This window comes from Mesorhizobium sp. M0862 (assembly GCF_040319795.1).
In the GTDB taxonomy this organism is placed as follows: Bacteria; Pseudomonadota; Alphaproteobacteria; order Rhizobiales; family Rhizobiaceae; genus Mesorhizobium.
Genome location: NZ_JAMYOJ010000002.1, coordinates 477,498 through 503,035 on the forward strand (window position 1 = coordinate 477,498; position 25,538 = coordinate 503,035).

General features: G+C 65.0%; 30 protein-coding genes, 1 tRNA gene and 1 pseudogene. 20 read left to right on the forward strand and 12 right to left on the reverse strand.

Annotated features, from left to right (window positions below; translation table 11 throughout):
* Genes NKI15_RS04915 through NKI15_RS04925 form a run of 3 tightly spaced genes read left to right on the forward strand, consistent with a single transcriptional unit; the run spans position 1 to position 2,164 of the window.
* The gene (locus tag NKI15_RS04915; protein WP_023685188.1) at positions 1-633 is read left to right on the forward strand and encodes a precorrin-8X methylmutase; all 633 of its coding nucleotides are present in this window, start codon (positions 1-3) and stop codon (positions 631-633) included.
* Entirely contained in the window at positions 630-1,403 is a 774-nt protein-coding gene (locus NKI15_RS04920; RefSeq protein WP_031196364.1) for a precorrin-2 C(20)-methyltransferase, read from the forward strand. The genes NKI15_RS04915 and NKI15_RS04920 overlap by 4 nt, the downstream gene beginning before the upstream one ends.
* Positions 1,400-2,164 carry a precorrin-3B C(17)-methyltransferase gene (locus NKI15_RS04925; RefSeq protein WP_023706141.1) on the forward strand — a complete coding sequence of 255 codons (765 nt, stop codon included), beginning with the start codon at positions 1,400-1,402 and terminating at the stop codon, positions 2,162-2,164. Before NKI15_RS04920 ends, NKI15_RS04925 begins: the two co-directional genes overlap by 4 nt.
* Here NKI15_RS04925 and NKI15_RS04930 read toward each other — a convergent pair.
* Complete coding sequence (locus tag NKI15_RS04930; protein WP_032891406.1) at positions 2,128-2,901, reverse strand: cobalt-precorrin-6A reductase; 774 nt, start codon at positions 2,899-2,901, stop codon at positions 2,128-2,130. The two genes, NKI15_RS04925 and NKI15_RS04930, sit on opposite strands and share 37 nt — an antisense overlap.
* A gap of 154 nt (positions 2,902-3,055) precedes the next feature.
* On the opposite strand from NKI15_RS04930, the gene NKI15_RS04935 reads away from it, so the two are divergent.
* The 8 genes from NKI15_RS04935 (at position 3,056) to NKI15_RS04970 (ending at position 9,867) form a co-directional block, all read left to right on the forward strand.
* On the forward strand, positions 3,056-4,282 hold the full coding sequence (locus NKI15_RS04935; RefSeq protein WP_023706143.1) for a bifunctional cobalt-precorrin-7 (C(5))-methyltransferase/cobalt-precorrin-6B (C(15))-methyltransferase: 1,227 nt from the start codon (positions 3,056-3,058) through the stop codon (positions 4,280-4,282).
* Positions 4,279-4,665: a cobalamin biosynthesis protein gene (locus tag NKI15_RS04940; RefSeq protein WP_023706144.1), complete on the forward strand. Its 387-nt coding sequence runs from the start codon at positions 4,279-4,281 to the stop codon at positions 4,663-4,665. The genes NKI15_RS04935 and NKI15_RS04940 overlap by 4 nt, the downstream gene beginning before the upstream one ends.
* Positions 4,662-5,426 (forward strand): precorrin-4 C(11)-methyltransferase, encoded by a 765-nt coding sequence (gene cobM, locus NKI15_RS04945; protein ID WP_023690316.1) that lies wholly within the window; start codon positions 4,662-4,664, stop codon positions 5,424-5,426. The genes NKI15_RS04940 and cobM overlap by 4 nt, the downstream gene beginning before the upstream one ends.
* The gene (gene cobA, locus NKI15_RS04950) at positions 5,423-6,235 is read left to right on the forward strand and encodes a uroporphyrinogen-III C-methyltransferase (RefSeq protein WP_352885797.1); all 813 of its coding nucleotides are present in this window, start codon (positions 5,423-5,425) and stop codon (positions 6,233-6,235) included. Before cobM ends, cobA begins: the two co-directional genes overlap by 4 nt.
* Complete coding sequence (locus tag NKI15_RS04955; protein WP_352885798.1) at positions 6,232-7,545, forward strand: cobyrinic acid a,c-diamide synthase CobB; 1,314 nt, start codon at positions 6,232-6,234, stop codon at positions 7,543-7,545. Before cobA ends, NKI15_RS04955 begins: the two co-directional genes overlap by 4 nt.
* Positions 7,542-8,309 (forward strand): adenosylcobinamide-GDP ribazoletransferase, encoded by a 768-nt coding sequence (locus NKI15_RS04960; RefSeq protein ID WP_031196366.1) that lies wholly within the window; start codon positions 7,542-7,544, stop codon positions 8,307-8,309. The genes NKI15_RS04955 and NKI15_RS04960 overlap by 4 nt, the downstream gene beginning before the upstream one ends.
* A 24-nt stretch (positions 8,310-8,333) precedes the next feature.
* Entirely contained in the window at positions 8,334-9,344 is a 1,011-nt protein-coding gene (gene cobT, locus NKI15_RS04965) for a nicotinate-nucleotide--dimethylbenzimidazole phosphoribosyltransferase (RefSeq protein ID WP_023706148.1), read from the forward strand.
* A gap of 250 nt (positions 9,345-9,594) precedes the next feature.
* Complete coding sequence (locus tag NKI15_RS04970; RefSeq protein ID WP_156932593.1) at positions 9,595-9,867, forward strand: hypothetical protein; 273 nt, start codon at positions 9,595-9,597, stop codon at positions 9,865-9,867.
* A gap of 178 nt (positions 9,868-10,045) precedes the next feature.
* On the opposite strand, the gene NKI15_RS04975 is transcribed toward NKI15_RS04970, so the two are convergent.
* Together NKI15_RS04975 and NKI15_RS04980 are read right to left on the reverse strand one after the other, a co-directional pair.
* Positions 10,046-10,121: transfer RNA gene (locus NKI15_RS04975), tRNA-Lys, on the reverse strand.
* A 106-nt stretch (positions 10,122-10,227) separates the two neighbouring features.
* Positions 10,228-11,136, reverse strand: coding sequence for a PhzF family phenazine biosynthesis protein (locus NKI15_RS04980; RefSeq protein ID WP_023827323.1), 909 nt, complete (start codon positions 11,134-11,136; stop codon positions 10,228-10,230).
* A gap of 113 nt (positions 11,137-11,249) precedes the next feature.
* On the opposite strand from NKI15_RS04980, the gene NKI15_RS04985 reads away from it, so the two are divergent.
* The 4 genes from NKI15_RS04985 to NKI15_RS05000 all read left to right on the forward strand — a co-directional run bounded on the left by NKI15_RS04985 (position 11,250) and on the right by NKI15_RS05000 (position 14,831).
* The gene (locus NKI15_RS04985; RefSeq protein ID WP_352514995.1) at positions 11,250-12,536 is read left to right on the forward strand and encodes an efflux RND transporter periplasmic adaptor subunit; all 1,287 of its coding nucleotides are present in this window, start codon (positions 11,250-11,252) and stop codon (positions 12,534-12,536) included.
* A 4-nt stretch (positions 12,537-12,540) separates the two neighbouring features.
* Positions 12,541-13,245 (forward strand): ABC transporter ATP-binding protein, encoded by a 705-nt coding sequence (locus NKI15_RS04990; RefSeq protein WP_023685174.1) that lies wholly within the window; start codon positions 12,541-12,543, stop codon positions 13,243-13,245.
* Positions 13,242-14,459: an ABC transporter permease gene (locus NKI15_RS04995; RefSeq protein ID WP_023685173.1), complete on the forward strand. Its 1,218-nt coding sequence runs from the start codon at positions 13,242-13,244 to the stop codon at positions 14,457-14,459. Before NKI15_RS04990 ends, NKI15_RS04995 begins: the two co-directional genes overlap by 4 nt.
* Before the next feature lie 129 nt (positions 14,460-14,588).
* A complete protein-coding gene (locus NKI15_RS05000) occupies positions 14,589-14,831 on the forward strand; it encodes a hypothetical protein (protein ID WP_023690325.1) in 243 nt (80 codons plus the stop codon).
* On the opposite strand, the gene NKI15_RS05005 is transcribed toward NKI15_RS05000, so the two are convergent.
* Positions 14,828-15,547 (reverse strand): NUDIX hydrolase, encoded by a 720-nt coding sequence (locus tag NKI15_RS05005; RefSeq protein ID WP_023668380.1) that lies wholly within the window; start codon positions 15,545-15,547, stop codon positions 14,828-14,830. The two genes, NKI15_RS05000 and NKI15_RS05005, sit on opposite strands and share 4 nt — an antisense overlap.
* Positions 15,548-15,552: 5 nt before the next feature.
* A complete protein-coding gene (locus tag NKI15_RS05010; RefSeq protein ID WP_023690932.1) occupies positions 15,553-16,665 on the reverse strand; it encodes an endonuclease/exonuclease/phosphatase family protein in 1,113 nt (370 codons plus the stop codon).
* A 157-nt stretch (positions 16,666-16,822) separates the two neighbouring features.
* On the opposite strand from NKI15_RS05010, the gene NKI15_RS05015 reads away from it, so the two are divergent.
* Positions 16,823-17,416 carry a BA14K family protein gene (locus NKI15_RS05015; RefSeq protein WP_023690328.1) on the forward strand — a complete coding sequence of 198 codons (594 nt, stop codon included), beginning with the start codon at positions 16,823-16,825 and terminating at the stop codon, positions 17,414-17,416.
* Between the two features lie 166 nt (positions 17,417-17,582).
* Positions 17,583-17,867 carry a PilZ domain-containing protein gene (locus tag NKI15_RS05020; protein ID WP_023685169.1) on the forward strand — a complete coding sequence of 95 codons (285 nt, stop codon included), beginning with the start codon at positions 17,583-17,585 and terminating at the stop codon, positions 17,865-17,867.
* Between the two features lie 81 nt (positions 17,868-17,948).
* Here the strand turns inward: NKI15_RS05020 and ilvC are convergent, their stop codons facing one another.
* The 3 genes from ilvC to NKI15_RS05035 form a co-directional block, all read right to left on the reverse strand.
* Positions 17,949-18,968, reverse strand: coding sequence for a ketol-acid reductoisomerase (gene ilvC, locus NKI15_RS05025; RefSeq protein ID WP_013531065.1), 1,020 nt, complete (start codon positions 18,966-18,968; stop codon positions 17,949-17,951).
* A gap of 23 nt (positions 18,969-18,991) precedes the next feature.
* Positions 18,992-19,642: a TetR/AcrR family transcriptional regulator gene (locus NKI15_RS05030; RefSeq protein WP_502898675.1), complete on the reverse strand. Its 651-nt coding sequence runs from the start codon at positions 19,640-19,642 to the stop codon at positions 18,992-18,994.
* A 157-nt stretch (positions 19,643-19,799) separates the two neighbouring features.
* Positions 19,800-20,258: a MarR family winged helix-turn-helix transcriptional regulator gene (locus NKI15_RS05035; protein WP_023698360.1), complete on the reverse strand. Its 459-nt coding sequence runs from the start codon at positions 20,256-20,258 to the stop codon at positions 19,800-19,802.
* A gap of 95 nt (positions 20,259-20,353) precedes the next feature.
* Between NKI15_RS05035 and NKI15_RS05040 the strand changes: the two genes are divergently transcribed.
* The gene (locus NKI15_RS05040) at positions 20,354-20,659 is read left to right on the forward strand and encodes a Rieske (2Fe-2S) protein (protein WP_023690332.1); all 306 of its coding nucleotides are present in this window, start codon (positions 20,354-20,356) and stop codon (positions 20,657-20,659) included.
* A 37-nt stretch (positions 20,660-20,696) separates the two neighbouring features.
* Positions 20,697-21,437 (forward strand): glutathione S-transferase family protein, encoded by a 741-nt coding sequence (locus tag NKI15_RS05045; RefSeq protein WP_081839885.1) that lies wholly within the window; start codon positions 20,697-20,699, stop codon positions 21,435-21,437.
* Here the strand turns inward: NKI15_RS05045 and NKI15_RS05050 are convergent.
* Positions 21,394-22,635: pseudogene (locus NKI15_RS05050) on the reverse strand (FAD-dependent oxidoreductase); the annotation flags it as partial. The gene NKI15_RS05045 and the pseudogene NKI15_RS05050 overlap by 44 nt on opposite strands.
* Positions 22,636-22,710: 75 nt before the next feature.
* Positions 22,711-23,118, reverse strand: coding sequence for a winged helix-turn-helix transcriptional regulator (locus NKI15_RS05055; RefSeq protein ID WP_023690335.1), 408 nt, complete (start codon positions 23,116-23,118; stop codon positions 22,711-22,713).
* A gap of 139 nt (positions 23,119-23,257) precedes the next feature.
* Between NKI15_RS05055 and NKI15_RS05060 the strand changes: the two genes are divergently transcribed.
* Positions 23,258-24,148, forward strand: coding sequence for an SDR family oxidoreductase (locus tag NKI15_RS05060; RefSeq protein WP_023727713.1), 891 nt, complete (start codon positions 23,258-23,260; stop codon positions 24,146-24,148).
* A 50-nt stretch (positions 24,149-24,198) separates the two neighbouring features.
* Here NKI15_RS05060 and NKI15_RS05065 read toward each other — a convergent pair whose 3' ends face one another.
* Both NKI15_RS05065 and NKI15_RS05070 read right to left on the reverse strand, forming a co-directional pair.
* Entirely contained in the window at positions 24,199-25,239 is a 1,041-nt protein-coding gene (locus tag NKI15_RS05065) for an SDR family oxidoreductase (protein ID WP_023712682.1), read from the reverse strand.
* 35 nt (positions 25,240-25,274) lie between these two features.
* A partial coding sequence (locus tag NKI15_RS05070) for a KUP/HAK/KT family potassium transporter (protein ID WP_502898673.1) occupies positions 25,275-25,538 on the reverse strand: 264 nt, incomplete at its 5' end.

Genomic DNA, 25,538 nt, shown 5'->3' on the forward strand with positions numbered 1-25,538 from the left:
ATGGCCGCCTACGACTACATCCATGACGGCAACGCGATCTATGAACGTTCCTTCGCCATCATCCGCGCCGAGGCCGACCTGTCCCGGTTCTCCGAGGCGGAAGCCGACGTCGCCATCCGCATGATCCATGCCTGCGGCCAGGTCGAAGCATCAAGTCATTTTGTTTTCTCCAGCGATTTCGTCGCCGCCGCCCGCAGCGCCTTGGCGGCCGGCGCGCCGATCTTCTGCGATGCCGAAATGGTCTCGCATGGCGTCACCCGCGCCCGGCTGCCGGCCGGCAATGAGGTGATCTGCACCTTGCGCGACCCGCGCACGCACGACATTGCCAAGGAGATCGGCAACACCCGCTCGGCGGCGGCAATCGATCTGTGGGGCGAGCGTATGGCCGGTTCGGTGGTCGCCATAGGCAATGCGCCGACGGCACTGTTCTATCTCCTGGAAAAGTTGCGCGACGGCGCGCCGAAGCCGGCAGCCATCATCGGCATGCCGGTCGGCTTCGTCGGTGCCGCCGAATCCAAGGATGCGCTGGCCGAGAATTCCTATGGCGTACCCTACGCCATCGTGCGCGGCAGGCTTGGCGGCAGCGCCATGACCGCAGCCGCGCTCAATTCGCTGGCGAGGCCTGGCCTGTGAACGCAGCCGTCAAAGAAGATCTGGCAAAAGGCCGTCTTGTCGGCGTCGGCACGGGGCCTGGCGACCCCGAGCTGCTGACGCTGAAGGCCGCGCGCGTCCTGGCCGAGGCCGATGTAGTCGCCTACTTCGCCAAGCGCGGCAACAACAGCAACGCGCGCGCCATCGTCGAGGCGCGCTTCCGGCCGGATATGCTGGAACTGCCGCTGCTCTACCCCGTCACCACCGAGATCGACAAGGATCACGACGACTACCGTTCGCAGATCACCGATTTCTACGAGGAGTCGGCCGAGAAGGTCGCCGAACACCTCGAAGCCGGCCGCATGGTCGCCGTGCTCTCCGAAGGCGACCCGCTGTTCTACGGCTCCTACATGCACCTGCATGTCCGCCTCGCCCATCGCTTCCCGACCGAAGTCATCCCCGGCGTCACCGCCATGTCGGGCTGCTGGTCGCAGACCGGCGTGCCGATCGTCCAGGGCGACGATGTGCTGACGGTTTTGCCCGGCACGATGAGCGAATTCGAACTGACACGCCGTCTCGCCGACACCGATGCCGCCGTCATCATGAAGGTCGGCCGCAACCTGCCCAAGATCAGGCGGGCGCTGGAGGCCACCGGCAAGCTCGCCCGCGCCGTCTATGTCGAGCGCGGCACCATGGCCGGCAGCATCACGATGAAGCTTGCCGACAAGCCGGACGACAAGGCGCCCTATTTCGCCATCGTGCTGGTTGCCGGCTGGTCCGGCCGGCCTGGCGTCATGGGAGCCAAGCCATGAGCGGCCGCCTAACCGTCATCGGCCTTGGGCCCGGCAATGCCGATCAAGTGACGCCGCAAGCCAGCCGCGCCGTCGCCGAGGCAAAGTTCTTCTATGGCTACAAGCCGTATCTCGACCGGCTTGATCTTCGCCCGGACCAGACCCGCGTCGCCTCGGACAATCGCGAGGAACTCGCCCGCTCCAAGGACGCGCTGGTCAAGGCCGCCGAGGGCCATGACGTCGCCGTCGTTTCCGGCGGCGATCCCGGCGTCTTTGCCATGGCCGCCGCGGTCTGTGAGGCGATCGAGGCCGGTCCGGCCGAGTGGCGCGCGGTCGATGTCGCCGTCGTGCCGGGCATCACTGCGATGCTGGCTGTCGCCGCCCGCATCGGCGCCCCGCTCGGCCATGATTTCTGCGCCATCTCGCTATCCGACAATCTCAAACCGTGGGAGCTGATCGAACTGCGCCTGCTCGCTGCCGCCGGCGCCGGCTTCGTCATCGCGCTCTACAATCCGATCAGCAAGGCGCGCCCTTGGCAGCTCGGCCGTGCCTTCGAATGCCTGCGCGCCATCCTGCCCGGCACCACGCCGGTCATCTTCGGCCGCGCCGCCGGCCGCCCGGACGAGCGCATCGAGGTCTTTTTGCTGGCCGATGTCGACGCGCAAAAGGCCGACATGGCGACCTGCATCATCATCGGTTCCCCGGAAACACGGATCATCAAGCGCGGCGACAAACCGGCGCTGGTCTACACGCCGCGCTCCGCGACGGGGTCGAGCAAATGATCGACCCAAAATTTATCAACAAGAGCGGCGAGTTCATCGACGGTCTCGGTCGAAGGCACCTCCGGCAGGAAGGGCCTGCGCACCATCACCACCTCGATACCGAGCGCCCGCGCCGCGGCGATCTTGCCGTAGGTGGCCTCGCCGCCGCTGTTCTTGGATACGACGACATCGATGCGGTGCTCCTCGAGCAGTGCGCGTTCATCCGCCTCGCGGAATGGCCCGCGCGCCAGAAGGTAGGCCGCATCCGGCACCGCCAGTTTCGGCTCGACCGGATCGACGCTGCGGATGAGGTAGTGATGCTGCGGCGCCGCCTCGAAAGCCGCGACCTCTTGGCGACCAAGCGCCAGGAAGATACGGCGCGGCGCCGGTCCAAGCGCGTGCACCGCATCGCCTGTCGTATCGGCCTGCGTCCAGCGGTCGCCATCGACAGGCTCCCAGCCAGGGCGGCGCAAAGCAAGGATCGGCACGCCGGTCATTTGCGCGGCTTGCGCCGCATTGGCGGAAATTCGCGCGGCATAGGGATGCGTGGCGTCGATCAGCAGGTCGATGCCCGCCTCCCTGAGATAGGCGGCCAGCCCGTCGGCGCCGCCAAATCCGCCGCTGCGCACCGGCACGCCTTGCGCGACCGGGCTTTCGGTGCGGCCGGCCAGCGACAAGGTGACACGGAAATCTTCCACCAGTTTTTCGGCCAATTGGCGCGCTTCTATCGTGCCGCCAAGGATCAGAATCTTCTTCATGAGCACCATGTTGAACAGCGTCGGCGCTGCCCCTCACCCCTACCCTCTCCCCGTGAAGAACGGGGAGAGGGAGGCGTCAGCGCCGGAGCGTCTCCCTTCTCCCCATTACTACACGGGGAGAAGGTGCCGGCAGGCGGATGAGGGGCGGCGCGACATGTCAAAAAAACAGCCCACGCCAAAATGGCTTGCATTCGTCGGCATCGGCGAGGACGGTTTAGCGGGTCTCGGCGACGAGGCCAAGCGGCAGATCGCTGACGCCGAGACCGTCTTCGGCGGCAAGCGGCATCTGGCGCTGGTAGCTTCGCTCATCAAGGGTGAGCAGCGCCCATGGCCGGTGCCCTTCGATGCCGGCATTGCTGACGTGCTGGCGCTGGCCGGCCGGCGCGTCTGCGTGCTCGCCTCCGGTGATCCATTCTTCCACGGCGTCGGCGCCACCCTTGCCCGCAAGGTCAAGCCTGAAGAGATGCATGTCATCCCCGCGCCATCGGCGATTTCGCTGGCTGCCGCCCGGCTCGGCTGGGCGTTGCAGGACATCGAGACGATCTCGCTGCATGGAAGGCCGCTCGACCTGATCCGGCCGCTGCTGCATCCCAGCGCGCGCATCCTGGCGCTGACATCGGACGGCGATGCACCCACAGCAATCGCGCGCCTGCTCGTAGAGCTCGATTTCGGCGCTTCGCGGCTGACGGTTTTGGAAGCGCTGGGCGGACCGAACGAGAAGCTTCGCTCGGCACGTGCCGACGCTTTCGATCTCAGAGACATCAATCCGCTCAACGTGCTGGCGCTTGAGCTTGAATCGACACAAGAGGCCCGCATCCTGCCGCTGACCGTTGGCCGCGCCGACCATCTGTTCGAGCACGACGGCCAGATCACCAAGCACGACATCCGCGCCATCACGCTTGCGGCGCTGGCGCCGAGGCGTGGCGAATTGCTGTGGGACATCGGCGCCGGTTCCGGCTCCATCGGCATCGAATGGATGCTCGCCCATCCCTCGATGCGCGCCATCGCCATCGAGGCCAACAGCGACCGCGCCGCCCGCATCGTCCGCAACGCCGCGCATTGCGGCGTGCCCGGTCTTGTCGTGGTGGAAGGGTCGGCGCCCAAGGCACTGGCCGGGCTGGACACGCCGGATGCGATCTTCATCGGCGGAGGTGGCAGCGACGCCGGCGTACTGAACGCCGCCATCAAGGCGCTGCCATCCCGTGGCCGTCTCGTTGCCAATGCGGTGACGCTGGAGATGGAGGCGCTGCTTCTCGCGGAGCACATCAAGCGCGGCGGCGACCTCACCCGCATCACCATTTCCCGCGCTTCTCCTGTCGGTTCGATGCAGGCCTGGCGCCCGGCCATGCCGGTCACCCAGTGGAGCTGGGTGAAGCCATGATGGTGGCGGGCATCGGCAGCCGGAAGGGCGTGAGCGTCGAAGACGTGCTCGCGGCGATCGAAACCGCCCTCGAAGCGCACGGGCTGGCGATAACGGCGCTGTCGGCCTTGGCCACCGCCGCGCTCAAGAAAGACGAAGAAGCGATCTCTGCCGCTGGCCGCACGCTCAACCTTCCCGTCATCATCGTTGATGACGCAGCACTTCAGGCCGTCTCGTCGGAGGCACTCAGCAAATCCGATCTCTCGCAAGACCTCGCCGGCACACCCTCCGTCTCAGAAGCCTCCGCCCTTGCCGTTGCCGGCCCCGGTGCAAAGCTGCTTGGTCCGCGCACCGTGCTCGGCTCGGTCACCTGCGCCATCGCCATCAGCGGAGACGCGCCATGACCGTGCATTTCATCGGCGCCGGTCCCGGTGCCGCCGACCTCATCACACTGCGCGGCGCCAAGCTGCTGGCAAGCTGCCCGGTCTGTCTGCATGCCGGCTCGATCGTCGCGCCGGAATTGCTGCAACACTGCGCACCGGGGACCAAACTGATCGATACGGCGCCGATGTCACTCGACGAAATCGAGGTCGAATATGTGACAGCCCACCAGGCCGGCCACGATGTCGCCCGCCTGCATTCCGGCGACCTCTCGGTGTGGAGCGCCGTGGCCGAGCAGATCCGCCGGCTGGAAAAACACGGCATTCCTTACACGCTGACGCCGGGCGTTCCCTCTTTCGCCGCCGCAGCCGCAGCCCTTCGCCGCGAACTGACCATTCCCGAGGTGGCGCAAAGCCTGGTGCTGACCCGCGTCTCCGGCCGCGCCTCGAAAATGCCGCCGGGCGAAACGCTGGCCGGCTTCGGCCGCACCGGCGCCACACTGGCCATTCATCTCGCCATCCACGCCATCGATCGCGTCGTCGCCGAATTGTCGCCGCATTATGGCGGCGATTGCCCGGTGGCGATCGTCTTTCGCGCTTCATGGCCGGACGAGCGCGTGCTGACCGGCACGCTAGCGACCATCGAGGCGCTGCTCGCCGCCGATCCCATGGAGCGCACGGCGATCATCTTCGTCGGCCGCTCGCTGGCAGCCGAAGGTTTTGGCGAGAGTTCATTGTACGACGCCCACTACCAGCGGCGTTTTCGCGGGCGGGACGGATTGTGAGCGGCAAGACCAAAAGCGAAAACCCGACGCTCGAACAGGCGCTTGCACGGCTGAACTTCAAGCCGCGCCGGCTTGAGCCGGGCCATGTCTGGCTGGCCGGCGCCGGTCCCGGCGATCCCGGCTGCCTGACGCTGGAAGTGCTGGCGGCTTTAGCCGAGGCAGATGCGCTGGTCTACGACGCGCTGGTCTCGCCCGACGTCGTCGCTGTCGCGGAAAAGGCCGAACTGTTCTTTGCGGGAAAGCGCGGCGGCAAGCCGTCGATGAAGCAGGACGACATCACCGCTTTGCTGGTGCGGCTGGCACGCGAGGGCCGCCGCGTCGTCCGGCTGAAGGGCGGCGATCCCTATATTTTCGGCCGCGGCGGCGAAGAGGCGCTGGCGCTGGCGCGCGAAAAAATCCCTTTCCGCGTCCTGCCCGGCCTGACATCGGGGCTGAGCGCGCTGGCCGCCACCGGCATTCCCGCAACCATGCGCGGCATCAACAAGGCGATCATTCTGGCGACAGGTCATGCCGCCGGCACCGATGACGATCTCGACTGGGGCGCGATCGCCCGCACCGGCCAGCCGGTGGTCATCTATATGGGCATGGCCAATCTGCCTGTTATCGCCGCGTCGCTGCTCGAAGGCGGGCTGGCGCCGTCGACGCCGGCGGCTGTCATCGTTTCGGCGACGACACCGCAGGAGCGGACCGTCGTCGCGACACTCGCCACCATTTCCGAAGCGGCCGCCGCGGCGGAATTGGCCTCGCCGGCCCTCATTGTCGTCGGCGGCATCGTCGCCATGCGCGCAGCACTGGCGGGTAATGCATGACCCGCGCCATCATCATCGGCGCGCCGCGTTCCGGCTCCGGCAAGACCAGCGTCACCATCGGCATTTTGCGCGCGCTCGCCCGGCGCGGCATCAAGGTGCGCGGCGCCAAGTCCGGCCCCGACTATATCGATCCGGGTTTTCATACCGCCGCCACTGGCCTGTCCGGCGTCAACCTGGACAGCTGGGCGATGTCGCCTGACCTGCTCAACGCGTTGGCCGGCAATGCCACCGAGGACGCCGATTTTTTCTTCCTCGAAAGCGCCATGGGCCTGTTCGACGGCATCCCGGCCGGACAAGGCCGCACCGGCTCGGCCGCCGATCTGGCGCGGCTCTACCACCTGCCGGTGCTTTGGGTGCGCGACGTCCCGGTACAGTCGACGACGGCGGCCGCCGTCGCCAAGGGTTTTGCCACCTACGACTCGGATGTGCGCATGGCCGGAATCGTGCTCAACCGTCTCGGCAGCGAGCGCCACCGCAAGCTGTGCAGCGAGGCGATCGAAACGCTCGGCCTGCCGGTCGTCGGTGCCATCCTGCGCGATCCCACGCTCAATTTGCCGGAGCGCCATCTCGGCCTCGTCCAGGCCGGCGAATATGCCGACCTGATGACGCATCTCGACCGCCTCGCCGACATGGTCGAGAAATCCCTCGACCTTGACGCCATCATGGCGCTGGCCGCGCCGTTTTCGCCGGCATCAGGCAGTTTCGAACATGCCTTGCAGCCGCCCGGCCAACGAATCGCGCTCGCCGAAGACGCCGCTTTCACCTTCCTCTATCCGCACGTCGCCGGCCACTGGCGTCAGGCCGGCGCCGAGATCGTGCCGTTCTCGCCGCTCGCCGACGAAGCACCGGCGCAGGATTGCGATGTCTGCTGGCTGCCCGGCGGTTATCCCGAGCTTCACGCCGGCAGCCTCGCGGCCGCAACCAATTTTCGAGCTGGCATGGCCAGGTTTGCCGAGACCAAGCCGATCCATGGTGAGTGCGGTGGCTTCATGGTGCTGGGCGAAGCGCTGGAGGACGCGGCCGGCGAGACGCACGCCATGCTTGGCCTGCTCGGCCATTCCACCAGCTTTGCCAAGCGCAAGATGAACCTCGGCTACCGCGAGGCACGCCTGCGCGTCGCCTGTCCGCTGGGGCCGCAAGGCGCGCTGATCCGCGGCCATGAATTCCACTATGCGCAGATGATTGCGACCGGCAATGACGAGCCATTGGCCGATCTCGCCGACGGCCAGGGCAATCCGCTCGGCGCCTCCGGCTATCGCCGCGGCCATGTCAGCGGCACCTTCTTCCACGCCATTGCGAGGGGTGCATGACCTCCGTGCCCTCGCCCCGGCAAGCGCTCGACGACGTCGCGCTTTGCCTCGTCTTCTTCACCCGGCTGCCGCTGCCGGTCTTCGACCTTCGTGGCCGCAGCCTGGCCGATGCGATCTGGGCGGCGCCTGTCGCCGGCCTCGCCGTCGCTGTGGCTGGTGCTGTCGTCTACGCCGCGGGCGTACAGCTCGGCCTTGCCCCCGGCCCGGCAGCAGCCCTTGCGCTTGCAGCAACCCTGCTCGCCACGGGCTGCCTGCATGAGGACGGGCTTTCCGATGTCGCAGATGGCTTTGGCGGCGGCAAGACACGCGATAAAAAACTGGAGATCATGCGCGACAGCCGCATCGGCGCCTATGGCTCTTCGGCGCTTGGCCTGTCGATGCTCATCCGCTGGAGCGCGCTGTCGCAACTGGCCAATCCGACAGGCGTGCTCTTGGCGCTGATCGCCGCCCACGCCGCATCGCGCGGCCTGCTCGGCGCGTTCATGCATCTGGCGCCGGCGGCGCGCAGTGACGGCCTGTCTGCCGGCGCCGGGACCGTCTCGGCCCAGACAGCTGTTCTCGGCGCCGTGCTCGGGGCCATCCCGCTTCTGACCCTGGGGCTCGGCGGCGCCTTTGCCGCACTGACCTTGCTCGCTCTCGTGTTCAGCGCCTTGCGCGCGCTCTGCCTCAACCAGATCGGCGGCCACACCGGCGACACGATCGGCGCCCTGCAGCAGCTGGGCGAGATCACTGTCCTGCTCGTCGCTTCCGTTTCCCTGTCCTGATTCTTCCCCGGAGATTCCTTCCCCATGCCATTCAAATCATTCGACGAACTGCGCGCCGCCTGTCTCGATCTGCCTGCCGGCAGCGATACCGCCGCCAACGCCGTCGCCCGCCGCCAGGACACGCTGACCAAGCCTCAAGGCAGCCTGGGCCGGCTGGAAACTCTCGCCGCCTGGCTGGCGCGCTGGCAGGGTCGCGACATGCCGAAACTCGACCGCGTCAAAGTCTTCGTGTTCGCCGGCAACCACGGTGTGACGGCGCAAGGCGTGTCGGCCTTCCCGTCGGAAGTGACGGTGCAGATGGTGGCGAATTTCGCCGGCGGCGGCGCCGCCATCAACCAGCTGGCCCGCATCGCCGGCGCGGAACTCGACGTCATCCCGCTCGATCTCGATCATCCGACCGGCGATTTCACTGCCGTGCCGGCGATGGATGAAAAGACATTTCTCGCCGCCGTCTCGGCTGGCTATGACGCGGTGACGAAAGACCTCGACCTCGTCTGTTTCGGCGAGATGGGCATCGGCAACACCACACCGGCGGCCGCCATCTCGACCGCCCTGTTCGGCGGCGGCGCTGAAAAATGGACCGGGCGCGGCACCGGCGTCGACGATGCCGGGCTGAAGCGCAAGGTCACCGCCATTGAATCCGGCCTCAAGCGCCATGCCGACGCGCTGTCCGACCCGCTGAAGATCGCCGCCGCCCTTGGCGGTCGCGAACTCGCCGCCATCTTCGGCGCCACGCTCGCCGCCCGCCACAACAATGTGCCGGTGCTGCTCGACGGTTTCGTCTGCACGGCCGCCGCAGCACCCCTGGCGCGACTGCACCCCTCAGGCCTCGCCCACACCATCGCCGCCCATGTCTCAGCCGAATCCGGCCACCGCCGCCTGCTCGAAGCGCTCGGCCTGCCACCGCTGCTCGACCTCGGCATGCGGCTCGGCGAAGGCTCCGGCGCCTGCCTCGCCGTCAACATCGTCCGCTCGGCGCTGGAATGCCATGTAAGGATGGCGAGCTTTGCCGAGGCTGGCGTTTCGGAGAAGTAGCTAGAGCGATTTGGCGGGAGGGCGCCGGCCCGAACCTTCACTGACCATCGTCGGGCCGGTCACTGGCATTCCGGGCTGGTGGCTCGAACAGCACGGCCGCTGAAAGATTCCCCACCTGGGGGTTGGCCCGCTGCTTCTGTGGTAGGCTCTTTTTACTGGCACTATTCGCCGCCGTTGCCGGCAAAATGTGATTGACGTAACGGTGACCAGGCGCAATCATTACGGATTGTGCAGGGTGAGGGCGTTTTCAATGAAACTCGTTGTCTTTGGCGTAGCAATAGTATTGGCCGTTACCGGAGCAGCTGTTGCGAAAGAGAAGAAAAAGGTGGCCACCGCTCAGGCTACAACCTCGTGTTCTACAGCTCATAAGAAGGCTGGCAGCAAGCCGACCGCGAAACCGGATTGCAAATCGACAGGCACCGTGGTTGCGCGACCGTCAAATAGGGCCGAAAACTTCCTGGATCATTATAGTCCGCGCTTAGGGTATGACACCAGTCCGTGGTTTCAAACTGGCTTTAATTGATGGCGGCTTCGGCTTCCGGGCCTTTCTTAATCCAGCGCGGCCTTCCCTCCTTCGCCAAATAGCGCACCCGGCTTACCGGCCGCCGACTTTAAGGCAAACCTGCCCCATGATTGAGGCATGTCGAGGCGCGTCAACGCGTCCGGCATCCCAAGGTCTTCCACCAACTCTTCTAGAAATTTGGTGGGTGCGCACAGGATTGAACTGTGGACCCGCTGATTAAGAGTCAGCTGCTCTACCAACTGAGCTACGCACCCACTCGACCGGTAAAACCGGCGTTGGCGGGCATATAGCCGCCGATACCGGTCCTGTCCAGCCCTGCCGGAATCATTTCCCGACAAATCGCTGAACTGCCGCTGGCGGTCACACGAACAGCCTGCCTTCCGCCACCTTGATGGCATGGCCGCCAATGCGCGCGGAGGCCAGTTTTCCGCCTTCGACAGTGAGTTCGAGCCGGATACGTGACGGGCGGCCCATCTCCAGTCCCTGCTCGATCCACAGTTGCGAAATGCCGTCGGTCGGGCCATCGAACTGCATGATGGCGCCGGCAAAGGCCGCGGCCGCCGACCCGGTCGCCGGGTCTTCATAGGACGGCGTGCCCGGCACGATCATGCGGACATGGAAGGCGCTGTCATGGTTCACCGTCTGGCGGCAATAGACATACGGGCTGGCGAAGGCCCATTCGCTCTTGCGCGGCGCCAGTTCCGACCAGACCTGGTTGTCGAGCTTGATCCGGCCGGCAGCCTCCAGATTGGCAACCGGAATGGTGACGTAAGGCACGCCTGCCGACCAGAACGACACCAGGTGATTCTCGAAGCCGATCTCGTGCGGCGCCAGCCCGAGGGCGGCGCCGATCGCCTCCGGGTCGGCATCGAGCTTCAGCGGCTCCGGCAGCTTCGCCAGGTCGAACTCGGCAAAGGTGGCGCCATCGTGCCGGCTGACGGCGCAGCGCACCGGGCCGATATTCTCCTCCAGCACGAAGATGCCGGCTTCGCCCTCGCCTGTCAGTTCGGCCAGCGCGATCGCGGCGCCAACTGTCGGATGTCCGGCGAACGGCATCTCATAGTCGGGCGTGAAAATGCGGATGCGGTTGCGATGTTTTGGATTGTCCGGCGGCAGCACGAAGACCGATTCGGACAGGTTGAACTCGCGCGCAATGGCCTGCATGGCGGCTGTATCCAGCCCTTGGCTGTCGAGCACGACAGCCAGCGGATTGCCGGCCAGCCGCTCCGTCGTAAACACATCGTAGAGCAAGTAATTGCGGGTCTGCATCTTGAAAAACCTTCCGCCTCAATCCGAACATGGCCGAAATTTAATTTGATATTCGAACCACCAAGCCTGATCTGTGCACATATAGGGACATTACGCTTTCATAGGCGTCCGGCGTGGACCAGCTTGTCAATCTGCCAAAGACGGAATTGGATTCCGCCATCGAGGCGGCGCTTGGGCTTGACCAGAGTGGTGTGCGCAAGACGCGCCGTCGTGGCTGGCTTTACGCGCTGCTGGCGCTGATCGCCGTTGCCGGCGGCCTCGCCGGCTACCAATGGTATGCCGGCTCCCCGGCCAAGATCGACTACACCACAACGCCGGCCACCATTGCCGACCTCACCGTCGCGGTATCGGCGACCGGCACGCTGCAGCCCCTCACCCAGGTCGACATTTCAAGCGAACTGTCCGGCATCATCCGCTCGGTGTCGGCCGAAGAGAACCAGCAGGTCAAGAAGGGCGATGTGCTGGCGACGCTCGACACGGTGAAACTTGAGGTCCAGATCGAACGCGCCGAAGCCTCGGCCAAGGCCGCTGCCGCCAATGTCGAGGACGCCACGGTAACCCTGAAGGAGAACGAAAGCGCCCTCACCCGCGCGGCCGAACTGACCAGGCGTGGCATGGCGACCGATCAGTCGCTCGAGGCGGCGACTGCCACGCGCGACCGCTCCAAGGCGGCGCTCGATAGTGCGCAGGCCAATCTCGCCATCGCCCAGGCCGATCTCAAGGCGCAGCAGACCGACCTTGCCAAGAGCACCATCTATGCGCCGATTGACGGCATCGTCTTGACGCGTTCCGTCGACCCCGGCCAGACGGTCGCCTCCTCGCTGCAGGCGCCGGTTCTGTTCATCATCGCCGCCGATTTGAGGAACATGGAATTGGTGGCGGCGGTCGACGAGGCCGATATCGGCGCGGTCAAACCAGGCCAGCATGCACGCTTCACCGTCGATGCCTTTCCGGAGCGGCCGTTCGACGCCGAGATCCGCGACATCTCCTACGCCTCGGTCACCACCGACGGCGTCGTCACCTACAATGCACGGTTGGAAGTCGACAATAACGAGCTTTTGCTGCGGCCCGGCATGACCGCCACGGTTTCGGTCGTCACCAGGCAGGCCAAGAGCGTGCTCACCGTGCCGTCCACCGCTTTCCGCTACCGCCCGGCGCAGCAGGCCGCGCGCGCGTGGAGCCTCAGCGATCTGTTCACCGGCCGCATGGGCCGTGGCGGCAACCGCCGCCAGCCGGTGAAGGCGCCCACCGACGGCTCACGCACGCTCTATGTGCTGGAGAACGGCCGGCCGCACCCGGTCAACGTCAAGATCGGCTCCACCGACGGCGAACTGACCGAGATCACCTCCGGGCTGGATGAAGGTGCAGAGGTTATCACGACCTCGCAGCTGCGGAGCTGACGCCATGGCCGCGGGCCTCATCGGTTTCGACACGGTCTGGAAGAGCTATGGCCAGGGCGAAGCCAAGGTCCATGCGCTGGCCGGCGTCGACCTCGCCATCCAGCGTGGCGAATTCGTCGCCATCATGGGCCCGTCCGGTTCGGGCAAATCGACCGCGATGAACATCATCGGTTGCCTCGACACGCCGACGGCCGGAACCTACTCCTTCATGGGCATCGACGCCGGGCGGCTCGACCGCAACCGCCGGGCGCTTCTGCGCAATCTCTATATCGGCTTCGTCTTCCAGGGTTACAATCTGTTGCCGCGCACCACGGCGGCGGAAAATGTCGAGCTGCCGCTGATCTATCGCGGCGCGCCGGCCCGCGAGCGCCGCGATCTTGCCATGCAGGCGCTGGCGGAGGTCGGCCTGGTCGGGCGCGAACACCACACGCCGGCCGAACTCTCCGGCGGCCAGCAACAGCGCGTGGCGATCGCGCGCGCCATCGTCACCAGGCCGACGCTGCTCGTCGCCGACGAGCCGACCGGCAATCTCGACACCGCCCGCACGCATGAGATCATGGAGTTGTTGACGCGGCTGAACCGGGAGCTCGGCTTGACCATCGCCATGGTCACCCACGAGGCCGATGTCGCCGATTATGCCGAGCGCACCATCCGCTTCCTCGACGGCCACGTCGCGTCCGACACGGCCAAGTCGGAGTTGGCGTCATGATCTGGGAAACCGTCCGCCTCTCTCTGCGCTCCATCCGCCGCAATGTGCTGCGCTCGTTCCTGACGCTGCTCGGCATCGTCATCGGTGTCGCCGCCGTCATCGCCATGCTGACCATCGGTTCGGGCACCACGGCCAAGGTCAAGTCGGACATCGCCAAGCTCGGCTCGAACCTGCTCGTCGTCCGTTCCGGCCGCCCGGCAGGCACCGGCGGACCAGGCGGGCTCGACCAGGCGGTACGGCCTCTGGCCGACAAGGATGTAGCCGCCCTCGTAGCCCACCTGACCGGAGCGCGCGCCATTGCGCCGGCGTCGCAGAAACAAGTCCGCGTCATTTTCGGCACCGAGAGCCTGACCTCGGGCGTCACCGGCACCGACAGCGCCTATCTCGACGCCCGCGACTGGAAGCTGGTGTCGGGCCGCCCGTTCTCGGATTCGGAAACACGCTCCGGCACCGGCGTCTGCCTGATCGGCGAAACGGTGCGCCAGCAATTCTTCGGCGCCGGCGAACCCGAGGGCGAGATCATCCGCGTCAACCGCACCTCGTGCAAGATCATCGGCCTGCTCGAACCCAAGGGCTATACCGGCTTCGGCCAGGACCAGGACAATGTCGTCTTGATGCCGCTTGCCGCCTATCAGCGCCGCATCGCCGGCAACCGCGACATCGACAACATCTACGTCGCCGCCGACGACCGCACCCCGACCACCGAATTGCAGCCGCGAGTCGAGGACATTTTGCGCGACACCCGCCGCATCACGCCGGACCGCGAAGACGATTTCTCGATCCGCGACATGACCCAGATCGCCGACGCCATGGCCAGCGCCACCACCACCATGACCGGCATGCTGGGCGCCGTCGCGGGCGTCAGCCTGCTGGTCGGCGGCATCGGGATCATGAACATCATGCTGGTCTCGGTCACTGAGCGCACCCGCGAGATCGGCATCAGGCTCGCCATCGGCGCGCATGAAAAGCACATCCTCATCCAGTTCCTGGTCGAGGCGACGGTGCTGTCGCTGCTCGGCGGCATTATCGGCATCCTGATCGGCCTGGCGCTGGCCGGCCTCGCCTCGGCAACGCTGGCCATACCGTTTGCGCCGAGCCCGGCGGTCATCCTGCTCGCCGTCGGTTTTTCGGCGCTGATCGGCATGGTGTTCGGCTTCTTCCCGGCGCTGCGCGGCGCCAGGCTCGACCCGATCGACGCGCTGCGCCACGAATAAGCGCCAGATCAGCTCCACCGCAACCAACCGCTATCCACAAGGATGGGTGCTTGTCGACATCGGCAATACTTGTTGTCGTCCGGTCTGCGATGCTAATTTTAGAGCAAAGCATCTGGTCAAGGAGTGGCAATGAGCAAGAAGGCGCGGCTAATTCTGACGATGGTGATCATCGAAGGCGCCCTTGCGGGACTTTGGTGGTATCTCGCCCGCTACGGCATGGCCAATCCCGATCGTGTCACCGCCGATTTTCAGGCAGTCGTCGGCCAGACGATGGGCATGGTCATGGGTGGATTGCTGGGCATCGGCGTTATCCTGTTCCTCGTCGCCGCCCGCAACGACCGCAAGGCGGCGCAGAACAATCCGCGCCGTTAGCCCCCGCCACCGCCAAAATGCCACTCGACCAGCGGCTTCATATGCGGTGCCAGCCCTTCCGGCAGGTCGGCGGCGTGGCGGATGATCACCGGCCCCTCGATCTCCGGCTCGGTCTCGGTCGCGACGAAGGCGCCGATGCGCCGCGCAATCTCGTCGGCCGGCGCATCGACGTGGTAGCGGCGGAAGAGGACCGTGCCGGTCGAAGTCGACAGCGCATGGTAGCGCTTGCCGCGCGCAGCGCCTGTCAGGTCAAGCCCGGTCTCCTCGCGCACTTCACGGATCATGTTGAAATCGACATCGACGCGGCCATCGCGAAAATCGATCGGCTCGAACGAGCCGGCAGCGAAGTAGACACTGCCGGCCGGGACCGTGTGCGCGCCCATGCGGATCGCCACCAGGGCGTTGTCGCCGGCGACCAGCATGGCGTGGCCATAGGCATGCTCGGCGCCCGTCCCCTGCCGGTTCTTTCGCCACAGCAGGAAGGTCGAGTACTTCACCGCGTGACAACGCCCGACGATCCGGTTGTCGCGCCAGGCGAGCGCCGAGAGCAGCACCACCGTGCCGTCGAACAGCGCCGGATTGGCCGTGACCTCGCGCCGCCAGTTGTCAGTGATCGCCTGCGCGTTGTCGCGCTCGAACGGATGCGGGCCGGGGTCGAGCCGGACGTCGATTTCGTCGACGGGCAGGATGACGTTGCGCGGCAGGTCGAAGCTCACCGTGCTCAAGCCATGTCCAGGGTAATTGCGACGGGACAATGGTCCGACGCCTTCGGCCGGTCCCAGCCGGCGCGCGGAAAGCGCTCCACCGCCTGTCCCGCCGGAAAGATGGTGCGCCAGGGCTGGCCGTTGCGGATGATGTCGGGAACCGCCGTCGCATTCTTCGCCGCCAGCCCTTTCGACAGCAGGATGTAGTCGAGCTGGCACAGATGCCGCTCCTTCGGCCCGCGCGTGTGGTAGAAACTCCAGCGGTCCATCTCCGGCCGGCGTTCGACGACGTTTTCGCAAAAGCCGCCGGCGGTGAGCACATCGATACAGGACTGGCTCTCGTCGATCACCTGGAAGCGGTAGCCGTCGACGGCGTCGCCCTCGATCTTCACCCGCTGGCGGTAGTCGTTCATGTCGCCGCAGATCGCCCAGTTTTTATCGGCTGCGTGCTCTTTGCCGAAGCGCTCCTCGATGATGCGGCGCACGGCTTGCGCCTCGGCGATGCGCACCGGCATCGTCGCCTCGCGTCCGTCGAGCCCGTTGCGCGGCGAGCCCATCGATTTGAAATGGACGAGGTAAAGCGTCAGCGGCACGCCGCCGACCTTGATGTCGACCTCCAGGCAATCGCGCCGGAAGATGCGTTCGTTGGCCAGGTTGCCGAGCGCCTCGAGTTCAGGCGTGTGCAGCCCGAACTGCTCGAACGTGACATAGGCATGGCTGGTCATGCGCACGAATTCGATCGGCTGACCTTGCGCGGTCTCGTTGCGCATCATCACGGCAACGTCGATGCCGCGCGAATCATTGCCGGCGGTGGTGTATTTCTGCCGGTAACCCTCGCCCACCATCTTGAAGAGATAGCCATACTCGAACGCCTTCAGCGCCTCGATGTTGTCAACCTCCTGCATGCAGATGATGTCCGCGCGGGTGGCGGCGATGGCGAGCGCGGTCAACTGGCGCGTATCGTCGGATTGCGCGATGGCGCGCGCCTGCTCCAGCATCCGGTATTCGGCTTCGCTCTGGATGTCGAAAAGCGCCAGCGTGCGGTCTTCGTTGAGCTGGTTGCGGAAGCCCGAGTAATCGAACCTGTTCATCAGGTTTTCGACATTGAAAGTGGCGAGGCGCAGCGACATGGACTGACCTTTGCCCGCAAGCGCCAATGAAAACAAGGGCTGCTCGTCATGGCTGATGGAACCTTTCTGTTCATCCTCCGTTCAGACGCCAAGGTCCATCAATAGGCCACTTCCCTGGGGTATCCGGGCGTGGGGCCTGTATCACTTGGAGAGTGCAATGAGCTCGCTCTTTTCGTCCACAGTCAAATCCGGGCTGTTAGCGCTCGGTCTTTTCTCGGGTCTCACGGCGCCATCCGCCGCGGGCCCGATCCTGCAGCCGGACTTGTCGGTGCCGGCAAGCACCGCATTGTCTGACATCACACCGGTTCGCGACAGCTGGGCGGGCGGCAATGACCGCCGCTCCTTCAACGATTGGCAGTGGCGCCGCCACGACAGCCGTCGCTTTGCCGGGTCAGGCAACTGGAACAACGGCAATTGGAATGGCGGCAACTGGAACGGCGGCGACAACTGGCGCTGGCGCCATCACCGCCACCATCGCGGCCGTGATTTTGACACCGGCGCCGCAGCAGTTCTCGGCCTCGGCCTGGGTCTCGGCCTCGGCAGCATCTACAACAACGGCTACTACAACAACGGCTATTACAATGACGGCTACTACGTGCAGCCGGCGCCCCGCCGCTATTACCGCACGCAGCGTCTGTCCAGCGCCCATGTCCAGTGGTGCTACGACCGCTATCGGTCCTACCGGGCCTGGGACAACACGTTCCAGCCCTATGGTGGCCCGCGCCAGCAATGCTGGTCGCCCTACAGCTGACCTATAAACGACAATAAACGACGGCGCCGCCCCATCGCGGCGCCGTTTTCATTGGGAAAGACGGCTGGTCTCGGTCACCGCTAACCATATGTTTATCGGCTCAGCCTATCCGTGATATCGTGCCCCATCTGACGATCGCGCCGATCCGGTCGCGAAGGACGCCGTCATGGCCGACAACGAATTGCGAAACAAACACCGGCAGCGCGTGCTGAAGGGCGCGACGATTCTGACCGGCCTCACCAATTCCGAGGTCAAGTGCACGGTCCGCAACATGCATGCCGGCGGCGCCGAACTGAAAGTCTCGATAGACGCGCGCGTGCCGGACGAGTTCCTGCTCTATGTGCCTGTCGACGGCATCGGCTACAAGGCCATCGTGCGCTGGCGCCGCGACGACCGCATCGGCGTCGAGTTCACCGGCACCGAGCCGAAGCCGCATTGGCACTATGGCTGAGCGTCCTGATCGATAAACCGGCATGAAAGAGCCGGCGAATCGCTCCGCCGGCTCATTGCTCCCAATCCTGACGACTGCGGGTTAGTTCTTGGCCTTGTCGACCAGCTTGTTCTTGGAAATCCAGGGCATCATGGCGCGCAGCTTGGCGCCGACTTCCTCGATCTGGTGGCTGTCATTGTTGCGGCGGATGCCTTTGAAGCGCGACATGCCGGCGCGGTATTCCTGCATCCATTCCGAGGTGAACTTACCGGTCTGGATGTCCTTCAGCACGCGCTTCATCTCGGCCTTGGTCTCGGCGGTGATGATGCGCGGGCCCGAGACATATTCGCCCCATTCGGCGGTGTTCGAGATCGAGTAGTTCATGTTGGCGATGCCGCCTTCATAAATCAGGTCGACGATCAGCTTGACCTCGTGCAGGCACTCGAAATAGGCCATTTCGGGCGCATAGCCGGCTTCCACCAGCGTCTCAAAACCGGCGCGGATCAGTTCGACCAGGCCGCCGCAGAGCACGACCTGCTCGCCAAACAGATCGGTCTCGCATTCCTCGCGGAAATTGGTCTCGATGATGCCCGAACGGCCGCCGCCGACGCCGCAGGCGTAGGACAGAGCGAGATCGAGCGCGTTGCCGGAAGCATCCTGGTTGACGGCGACCAGGCACGGCACGCCGCCGCCCTTCTGGTATTCGCCGCGCACCGTGTGGCCGGGGCCTTTCGGCGCGATCATGACGACATCGACGGTCGACTTCGGCTCGATGAGGCCGAAATGCACGTTGAGGCCGTGCGCGAAGGCAATCGCGGCGCCGTCACGAATGTTTGGCGCGATTTCGTTTTTGTAGATGTCGGCCTGCAATTCGTCAGGCGTCGCCATCATCATCAAATCGGCCCATTTGGCAGCGTCCGCCACGCTCATCACCTTGAGCCCGTCAGCCTCGACCTTCTTGGCGGTCGCCGATCCCGCCTTGAGGCCGATGGCGATTTCCTTGGCGCCGGAATCCTTGAGGTTGAGCGCGTGCGCCCGGCCCTGGCTGCCATAGCCGATAATGGCGACCTTCTTGCCCTTGATCAGATTGAGATCGGCGTCGCGATCGTAATAGACACGCATCTTTTGCTTCCTTCCCGTAGAGATTAGAGGCCTTGCGGCCCGGTTTTTGCTCCATAAAGAGCGAGAAACTGCTGCGTCGCCCGGGCGGCATCGCCGCCGATCGCCGCTTCAGTCAATTCCAGCCTGTCGCCGAGCAGGAGACGGATCTGCACGTCGCGGGCGACCAGCCCGAAAAAGGTCCGGAACGCCATTTCGGCGTCCGTAAAGTCGAGCAGCCCGGCCTGCTTGCCGGCAAGCAGCACCGGCTTCAGCCGTCTGGCCACCGCGAAACGGCCATTCTCCAGCACGATGGCGCCGAGATCGTCCTTTCCGGATCCGGCATGGCCGACCGCGACGCGGTTCAGCGCGATCGAGGTATCGCTCGAAATCACCTTCAGCCAGTCCGAGGCGAAGCCTTCCAGGCTTGCCGTCAGCGAGGCAAGATCCAGCCGCTCACCGTCGACCGGCACCACGCGCACTTTCGATGCCTGCCACTGCACGGTCGCCGTCAGCAGTCCGTCGCGGTCGCCGAACCATTTGTAGAGCGTTTCCTTCGAGCAGCTGGCGCGGCGCGCCACCGCCGTCATGGTCAGATTGTCGCCCTCCTCGACCAGCAGCCGCAAAGCCGCGTCCAGGACGGCCTTTTGCCGCTCTGTCAGCACTTCGCTGGTATCGATGTCGGCGCTTGCCTGCAACAATTTCCGCCCATTCGATGAGGTCGCCGGGTCGCCTCAAACGGCGTACCGTACGTTACGGTTCGGCATATTGCGCAATCCTATGCTCGACGCAAGGGGTCAGGTAGAAAAATCGTCGACGTGAGAGCCGCCGAGCAAACCACGAGATTCTGACGGATCAATCATCGGCGGGCGGATGGCGCAGCTCTCCAAGCAGGCTCGCCAGTATCTTCAGCTCCTCCGCGGAGAGTTTTGCGCCGACCAATTCCGCAATCGACCGTCCATAGACAGCCCACATCCGTCGCCTGGTCTCACGGCCCTTGGCCGAGATGCGGATGGTTTGGCCGCGGCCGTCGTCGGCAACCCTGAGTTTCTCGACCAGTCCTTCGGCCTCGAGCCGCGCCAGAAGCCGCGAGATATTATACTGCGCAAACAGAGTGCGCTCGGTCAGCTGAAATGGCCGCAGCCCGCCCTCACCCGCCTCGGCGAGTTCATGCAGCACGTCATACCAGTCGAGCGGCGGCAAGCCGCTAGTCTTCAAAGCCTCTTCCGCCTTTTCGATGAGCTGGCGCGAAACCCGCATCAGGCGGGCCCAGGCCTTGACGGCTTCGGGCGAAGGCGTGGTTGTTTTGGCCATGACCCATTCTAGGCGATAGATGCAGTTGCATCAAGCTTGACGGTCAATGCACTTGCATCTATATGCATGCAACTGCATCGATCCGGGAAAGATCCATGAAACACGAAATTTGCAAAGTCGCCGACGTCCCACAGACGGGCAGCCTGATCGCGCCATTCTTCGGCCGCGAGGTCCATATTTGGCGCAGCGGTGAGCGCATCCGCGCCGCCGCCAATGTCTGCCTGCATTTCGGCGGGCCGCTCGACTGCAAGGACGGCAAGCTGGTCTGCCAATGGCACGGCGCCGCCTTCGACATGACATCAGGCGACCGGATCGAAGGTCCGGCGCCAAAAGCGTCGCGACTGATGTTCCTGTCGACGCGCGTCGAGGACGGCGCGTTGAACTATGTCTGGGGAGAGTGACATGCCTGAGAAGAATGAAATGACTGAGAAGAATGAAATGACTGAGAAGAATGAAATGACTGGCAAGCTCATTCTCGTCAGCCATCATCTATGCCCCTATGTGCAGCGCGCGGCGATCTCGCTGGCCGAGAAGGGCGTACCGTTCGAGCGTGTCACCATTGACCTCGCCAACAGGCCGGACTGGTTCAAGGCGATTTCGCCGCTGGGCAAGGTGCCGCTGCTGATCGTCCACGCAAATGGCGAGGAGACGGTGATCTTCGAATCTGCCGTTATTCTCGAATTCCTCGAGGAGACGCAAGCCAATCCTCTGCATCCGGCCGACGCCTACGCCCGTGCCCGGCATCGCGCCTGGATCGAGTTCGGCTCAGCGACATTGAACGCCATCGGCCGGTTCTACTCGGCATCGACGGAGGCCGCCTTCCTGGCGGAATCCGCAGCGCTGTCAGCCATGTTCGATCGTGTCGAGAACGAATTGGCCGACCAGGCCGGACCGTGGTTCAGCGGCCAGCGCTTTTGCCTCGTCGACGCCGTCTACGGCCCGGTCTTCCGCTATCTCGACGCCTTCGACCGGATCGGCAATTTCGGCATTCTGGACGGCAAGCCATTGGTCCAGGCCTGGCGCAAGGCGTTGAGCGAACGCGCCTCGATCAAGGGTGCCGTGGCGCCGGACTATCCGCAGCGGCTGCGTCTATTCCTGCGTGCGAGAAATTCGTTTCTCTCGACCCTGATCCCGCCCGATGATCTGGCCAGTGCACCTCCTCTAGCCCGATCCGCCTGAACGGATCGATCAGCGTGCCGGCCACCATCGAGGCAAGCACGCTTGGCACTGGCGGGATTTTGGCGATGGTTGCCACCAGCCTGTCGCGGAAGAAGGGCAGCATCGTGCCGTCCGACTGGTAGAACGGCGTCAGCGCCAGCGACAGCAGCTGGAAGATCCAAACATGCCATCGCCGCGCCCGGGCGTAGCTTTCCAGCGCTGCCTCGACGTTGCCCGTTTGTGCCAAGGCATGGCTGAGTGCTGCCGCGTCGAGCAGCGCCATGTTGGCGCCTTGCCCGAGCTGCGGGCTGGTCGAATGCGCGGCATCGCCGATCACGGCCAGCCTGCGGCCAGCCGGCAGCTTCATCGTGTGGTGGCCGTAGCGCGCCAGCGACAGCTGGTCGAAGCTGTCGATCTGGCTGGTGAACGCCTCGCACTGCGGCCACAGCGAGACCAGTCTCGCCTTCCATGCGTCGAGCCCTGCCGCGCGCACGTTTTCGGCATCCGCCGGCTTCAGGCTCCAGAAGAACGCCGCCATCTTTTCCCCGCCCGGTTCCGGTCGGCCGATCGGCAGGACGCCGATCATCACGCTGGCCTTGTCGTAGCGCTGCAGCAGCGCATTTTCGTCGAAGCCTTGGCGCCAGCCGAGCGAGGCCCAGAACGCGCCGTAAGTGAGCTGCCGCGGCTGGGCCGGATCGTTGAGGCACCGGCGCAGCTTCGAACGCGAGCCGCTGGCGTCGACCACGAGGTCGAACGGCCCTGCCCTGCGGCCCCCCACCGTTCGGCTCTTGTCGAAGATCAGGACCGCCCGCTCACCGACGTCCAGCGTCTCGATCTCGACACCGGTTTCGATGGCGATGCCTTGGCGCTGCGCGGCGCGAAACAACATGTTGAACAACGCCGCCCGGTGCACCGCCAGCCCGAAACGGCCGCCAGGCTGCGCATCGTAGCGCACGGCGAGCACGGTGCGGCCGGTCGAGGCATCGGCGCCATGCAGACGCTCGATGCGGCTGCCGAGCGCCAGAATGTCGTCGAGCAGGCCGAGATCGGCAACCACGCTCAGCCCGGTCGGCTGCAGGATCAGTCCGGAGCCGACGGGCTTGGGCTCCTCGAAACGTTCGAAGACGGTGACGTTATGGCCCGCACGCTTGAGAAAGAGCGCGGTGGCGAGCCCTGCCGGGCCGGCGCCCGCAATCGCGATGTCTAGAGATTTTTCCATTGCCCGCCCAACCACTGGCGGGACAATCCTTCAGCGCCATTGTCAAATCAAGCCGCTGCTGCATGGACCAAAATATCAGCCACCGGCGTCGAAGGCAGCGCGCGCCTTGCGCACCGCACCATGGTTGAGTTCGGCCCACAGGATCAATTGATGCAAGGCGCCGAACATCGAACGGCCGAGATCGGTCAGGCTGTATTCGACGCTTGGCGGCTTGGTCGGGAACACTTCGCGATGAACAAAGCCGTCGCGCTGCAGATCGTGGAGCGTCTGGGTGAGCATGCGCTGCGAGATGTCGGGCACCAGGCGCCGCAACTCGCCGAAACGATAGGGCTGCTCGGCGAGCGCCGCCATCAGCAGCGAACTCCATTTGCCGTTCACGCCCTGCATCACGTCGCGAACCGGGCAATCGGCAATGTTTGCGCCATCGCTGGTGGCTTTGAATATATTGAGCTTGGTTCTCAGATTGACGACCTTGCCGTCCATGGCTGCTGGTTCCCTGGCGGTGCCTACCTCCCTAAAAACTGCCTTCTTTACGGTGGCCGGTCAATTCTTATTTTAGTGCTGGTCTCTTTTTGAGACTGTCAGAAGCACCCGCCACCCGGCGCAATTTCAGGGATCCCCCATGACCGCAACCCTTCTCGTCACCGGCGCTTCCGGCCAGCTTGGCCGCGGCGTCATCAACCACCTGCTGGACACATTAAAGATCCCCGCAAACCGCATCATCGCCACCACCCGTACACCCGCCAACCTTGCCGATCTGGCGGTGCGCGGCGTCGTCGTCAGAGCCGCTGACTTCAACGACCCGCAATCGCTTGCCGAGGCCTTCGCGGGAGCCGACCGGGCACTCGTCATCTCGACCAACGAACTTGAGGTACAGGGGAAGCGGCGCGAGCAGCAGCTTGCGGCGGTGACGGCGGCCAAACAGGCTGGCGTCGGCCACCTGCTGTACACCTCGATGCCCAACCCCGAGCCTGGTTCGCCGGTTGTTTTCGCGCCCGACCACTACGACACCGAACAGGCGATCAAGGCGAGCGGGATCCCCTACACGATATTCCGCAATGGCTGGTATAACGAGAACCTGTTCATGGCGTTGCCGCAGGTTCTGGCGTCGGGTCAGTGGTACACCTCCGCCGGCGACGGCGCCATTTCCTACGGCACGCGTGACGATTTCGCGGCGGCCATCGCCGCGGGGCTCGCCTCGGACAGCAGCGAAAGCGAGACTTACACGCTGACCGGCCCCAGTGCGTATACGGCTGCCGAAGTGGCGGCGTTGGTCACCGAGGTCACCAGCAAGCCGATCCAGGTCATCCAGCTTTCCGACGAAGCCCTGACCGCGGGAATGAAGTCGGCCGGCCTGCCTGAACCCTTCGCCAAGGTGCTGGTGTCGTTCGACGCCGCCGCCCGCGCAGGTGACCTCGGCATGGTGACCGACGCGGTCGAAAAACTCTCCGGCCGAAAGTCGGTGCCGCTGAAGCAGTTTCTGGAGACGAACAAGGCTGCACTGGCCGGCTGAAAGCTGCCGTTGCGGGACGCCGAGCCCTTACGATTCGGCCTCCTGCACAATTACTTACGTCGCTTGACCAGTCCCAGCCGGATCAGGCTTTCGCCCGTGGCAATCAACGCATCTTCGCGCGAGCGTGGCGCCCAGCCGAGCACGCGCACCGCCTTGGCGTTGGTGGCGTTCTTGATCTTGCCCAGTTCCGTTGCGAGTTGTGCCGCTTCCGGATTGAACAGCCCGATGATGCGCACCAGCCAATCGGGAAACTCCCGCGTCGAGACGCGCGACGCCGCCGGCCCGAGCCGCGTCTTCAGGGTCTGCGCGATCTCGCGCACCGTCATGAAATCGCCGGCGACAGCGAGGAACCGTTCGCCCTTGGCGGCGGGGTGGGTCATGGCGCGAACATGCAGATCCGCCACGTCGCGCGCGTCGACGACGCCGAAGGACAGGCGCGGCAGCCCAGGCACGGCGCCGTTCAGCATGCGCTGGACAAATTCGGTCGAGGTCGAATGGTCCGCGCCGAGCACCGGTCCAAAGATGCCAACGGGATTGACGACCGCAAGCTCCAGCGCGCCGCCCTGCTCGGCGATGAAATCCCAGGCCGCGCGCTCGGCGAGCGTCTTGGACTTCACATAGGCGCTGACCTTGCCTGCCGGATCGGTCCAGTTTTCCTCGTTGAAAGGCTGCCCATCCGCGCGCATCTTGCCATAGCCGACGGCCGCGAAGGATGAGGTGAGCACGACGCGCCTGACCCCGGCATCCCGCGCCGCCCGCAGCACGCGCAACGCGCCCTCGCGCGCCGGAAGGATCAGGTCATCCTCATGCGTGGGCACGCCGGGCGGAAAAGGCGATGCGACATGCAGCACGTAATCGCAGCCGGCCACCGCCGCCGGCCAGCCTGCGTCGGCCATCAGATCGGCATGGGCGAATGAAAGGGCGTCACCGGGCTCCGTGCCACCTGCCTTGAGCATGGCGAGCACATCGGCTTCGCGCCTGGCCGATCGCACGGAGGTGCGGACGCGGTAGCCGGCCTTCAACAGTTCGAGGATGCAGTGAGCGCCGAGGAAGCCGGACCCGCCGGTGACCAGCACCAATTCGCCGCTCATATTAGCCTCCTCGACGATTTATCCGTTCGAGACCCTCAGATCGCCACCTGCGTGCCGATCTCGACCACACGTCCGGTCGGGATCTGGAAATACTCCGTCGCATCGGCCGCCGAGCGGGCGAGCCCGATGAACAGCTTGTCCTGCCACACCGGCATGCCGGAATTGGGCGATGCCTTGAGCGAGCGCCGCGACAGGAAGAACGACGTCGTCATGATGTCGAACTTCCAGCCCTGCTTGCGGCAGATCGCCAGCGCGCGCGGAATGTTGGGCTGCTCCATATAGCCGAAGGTCAGCGTCAC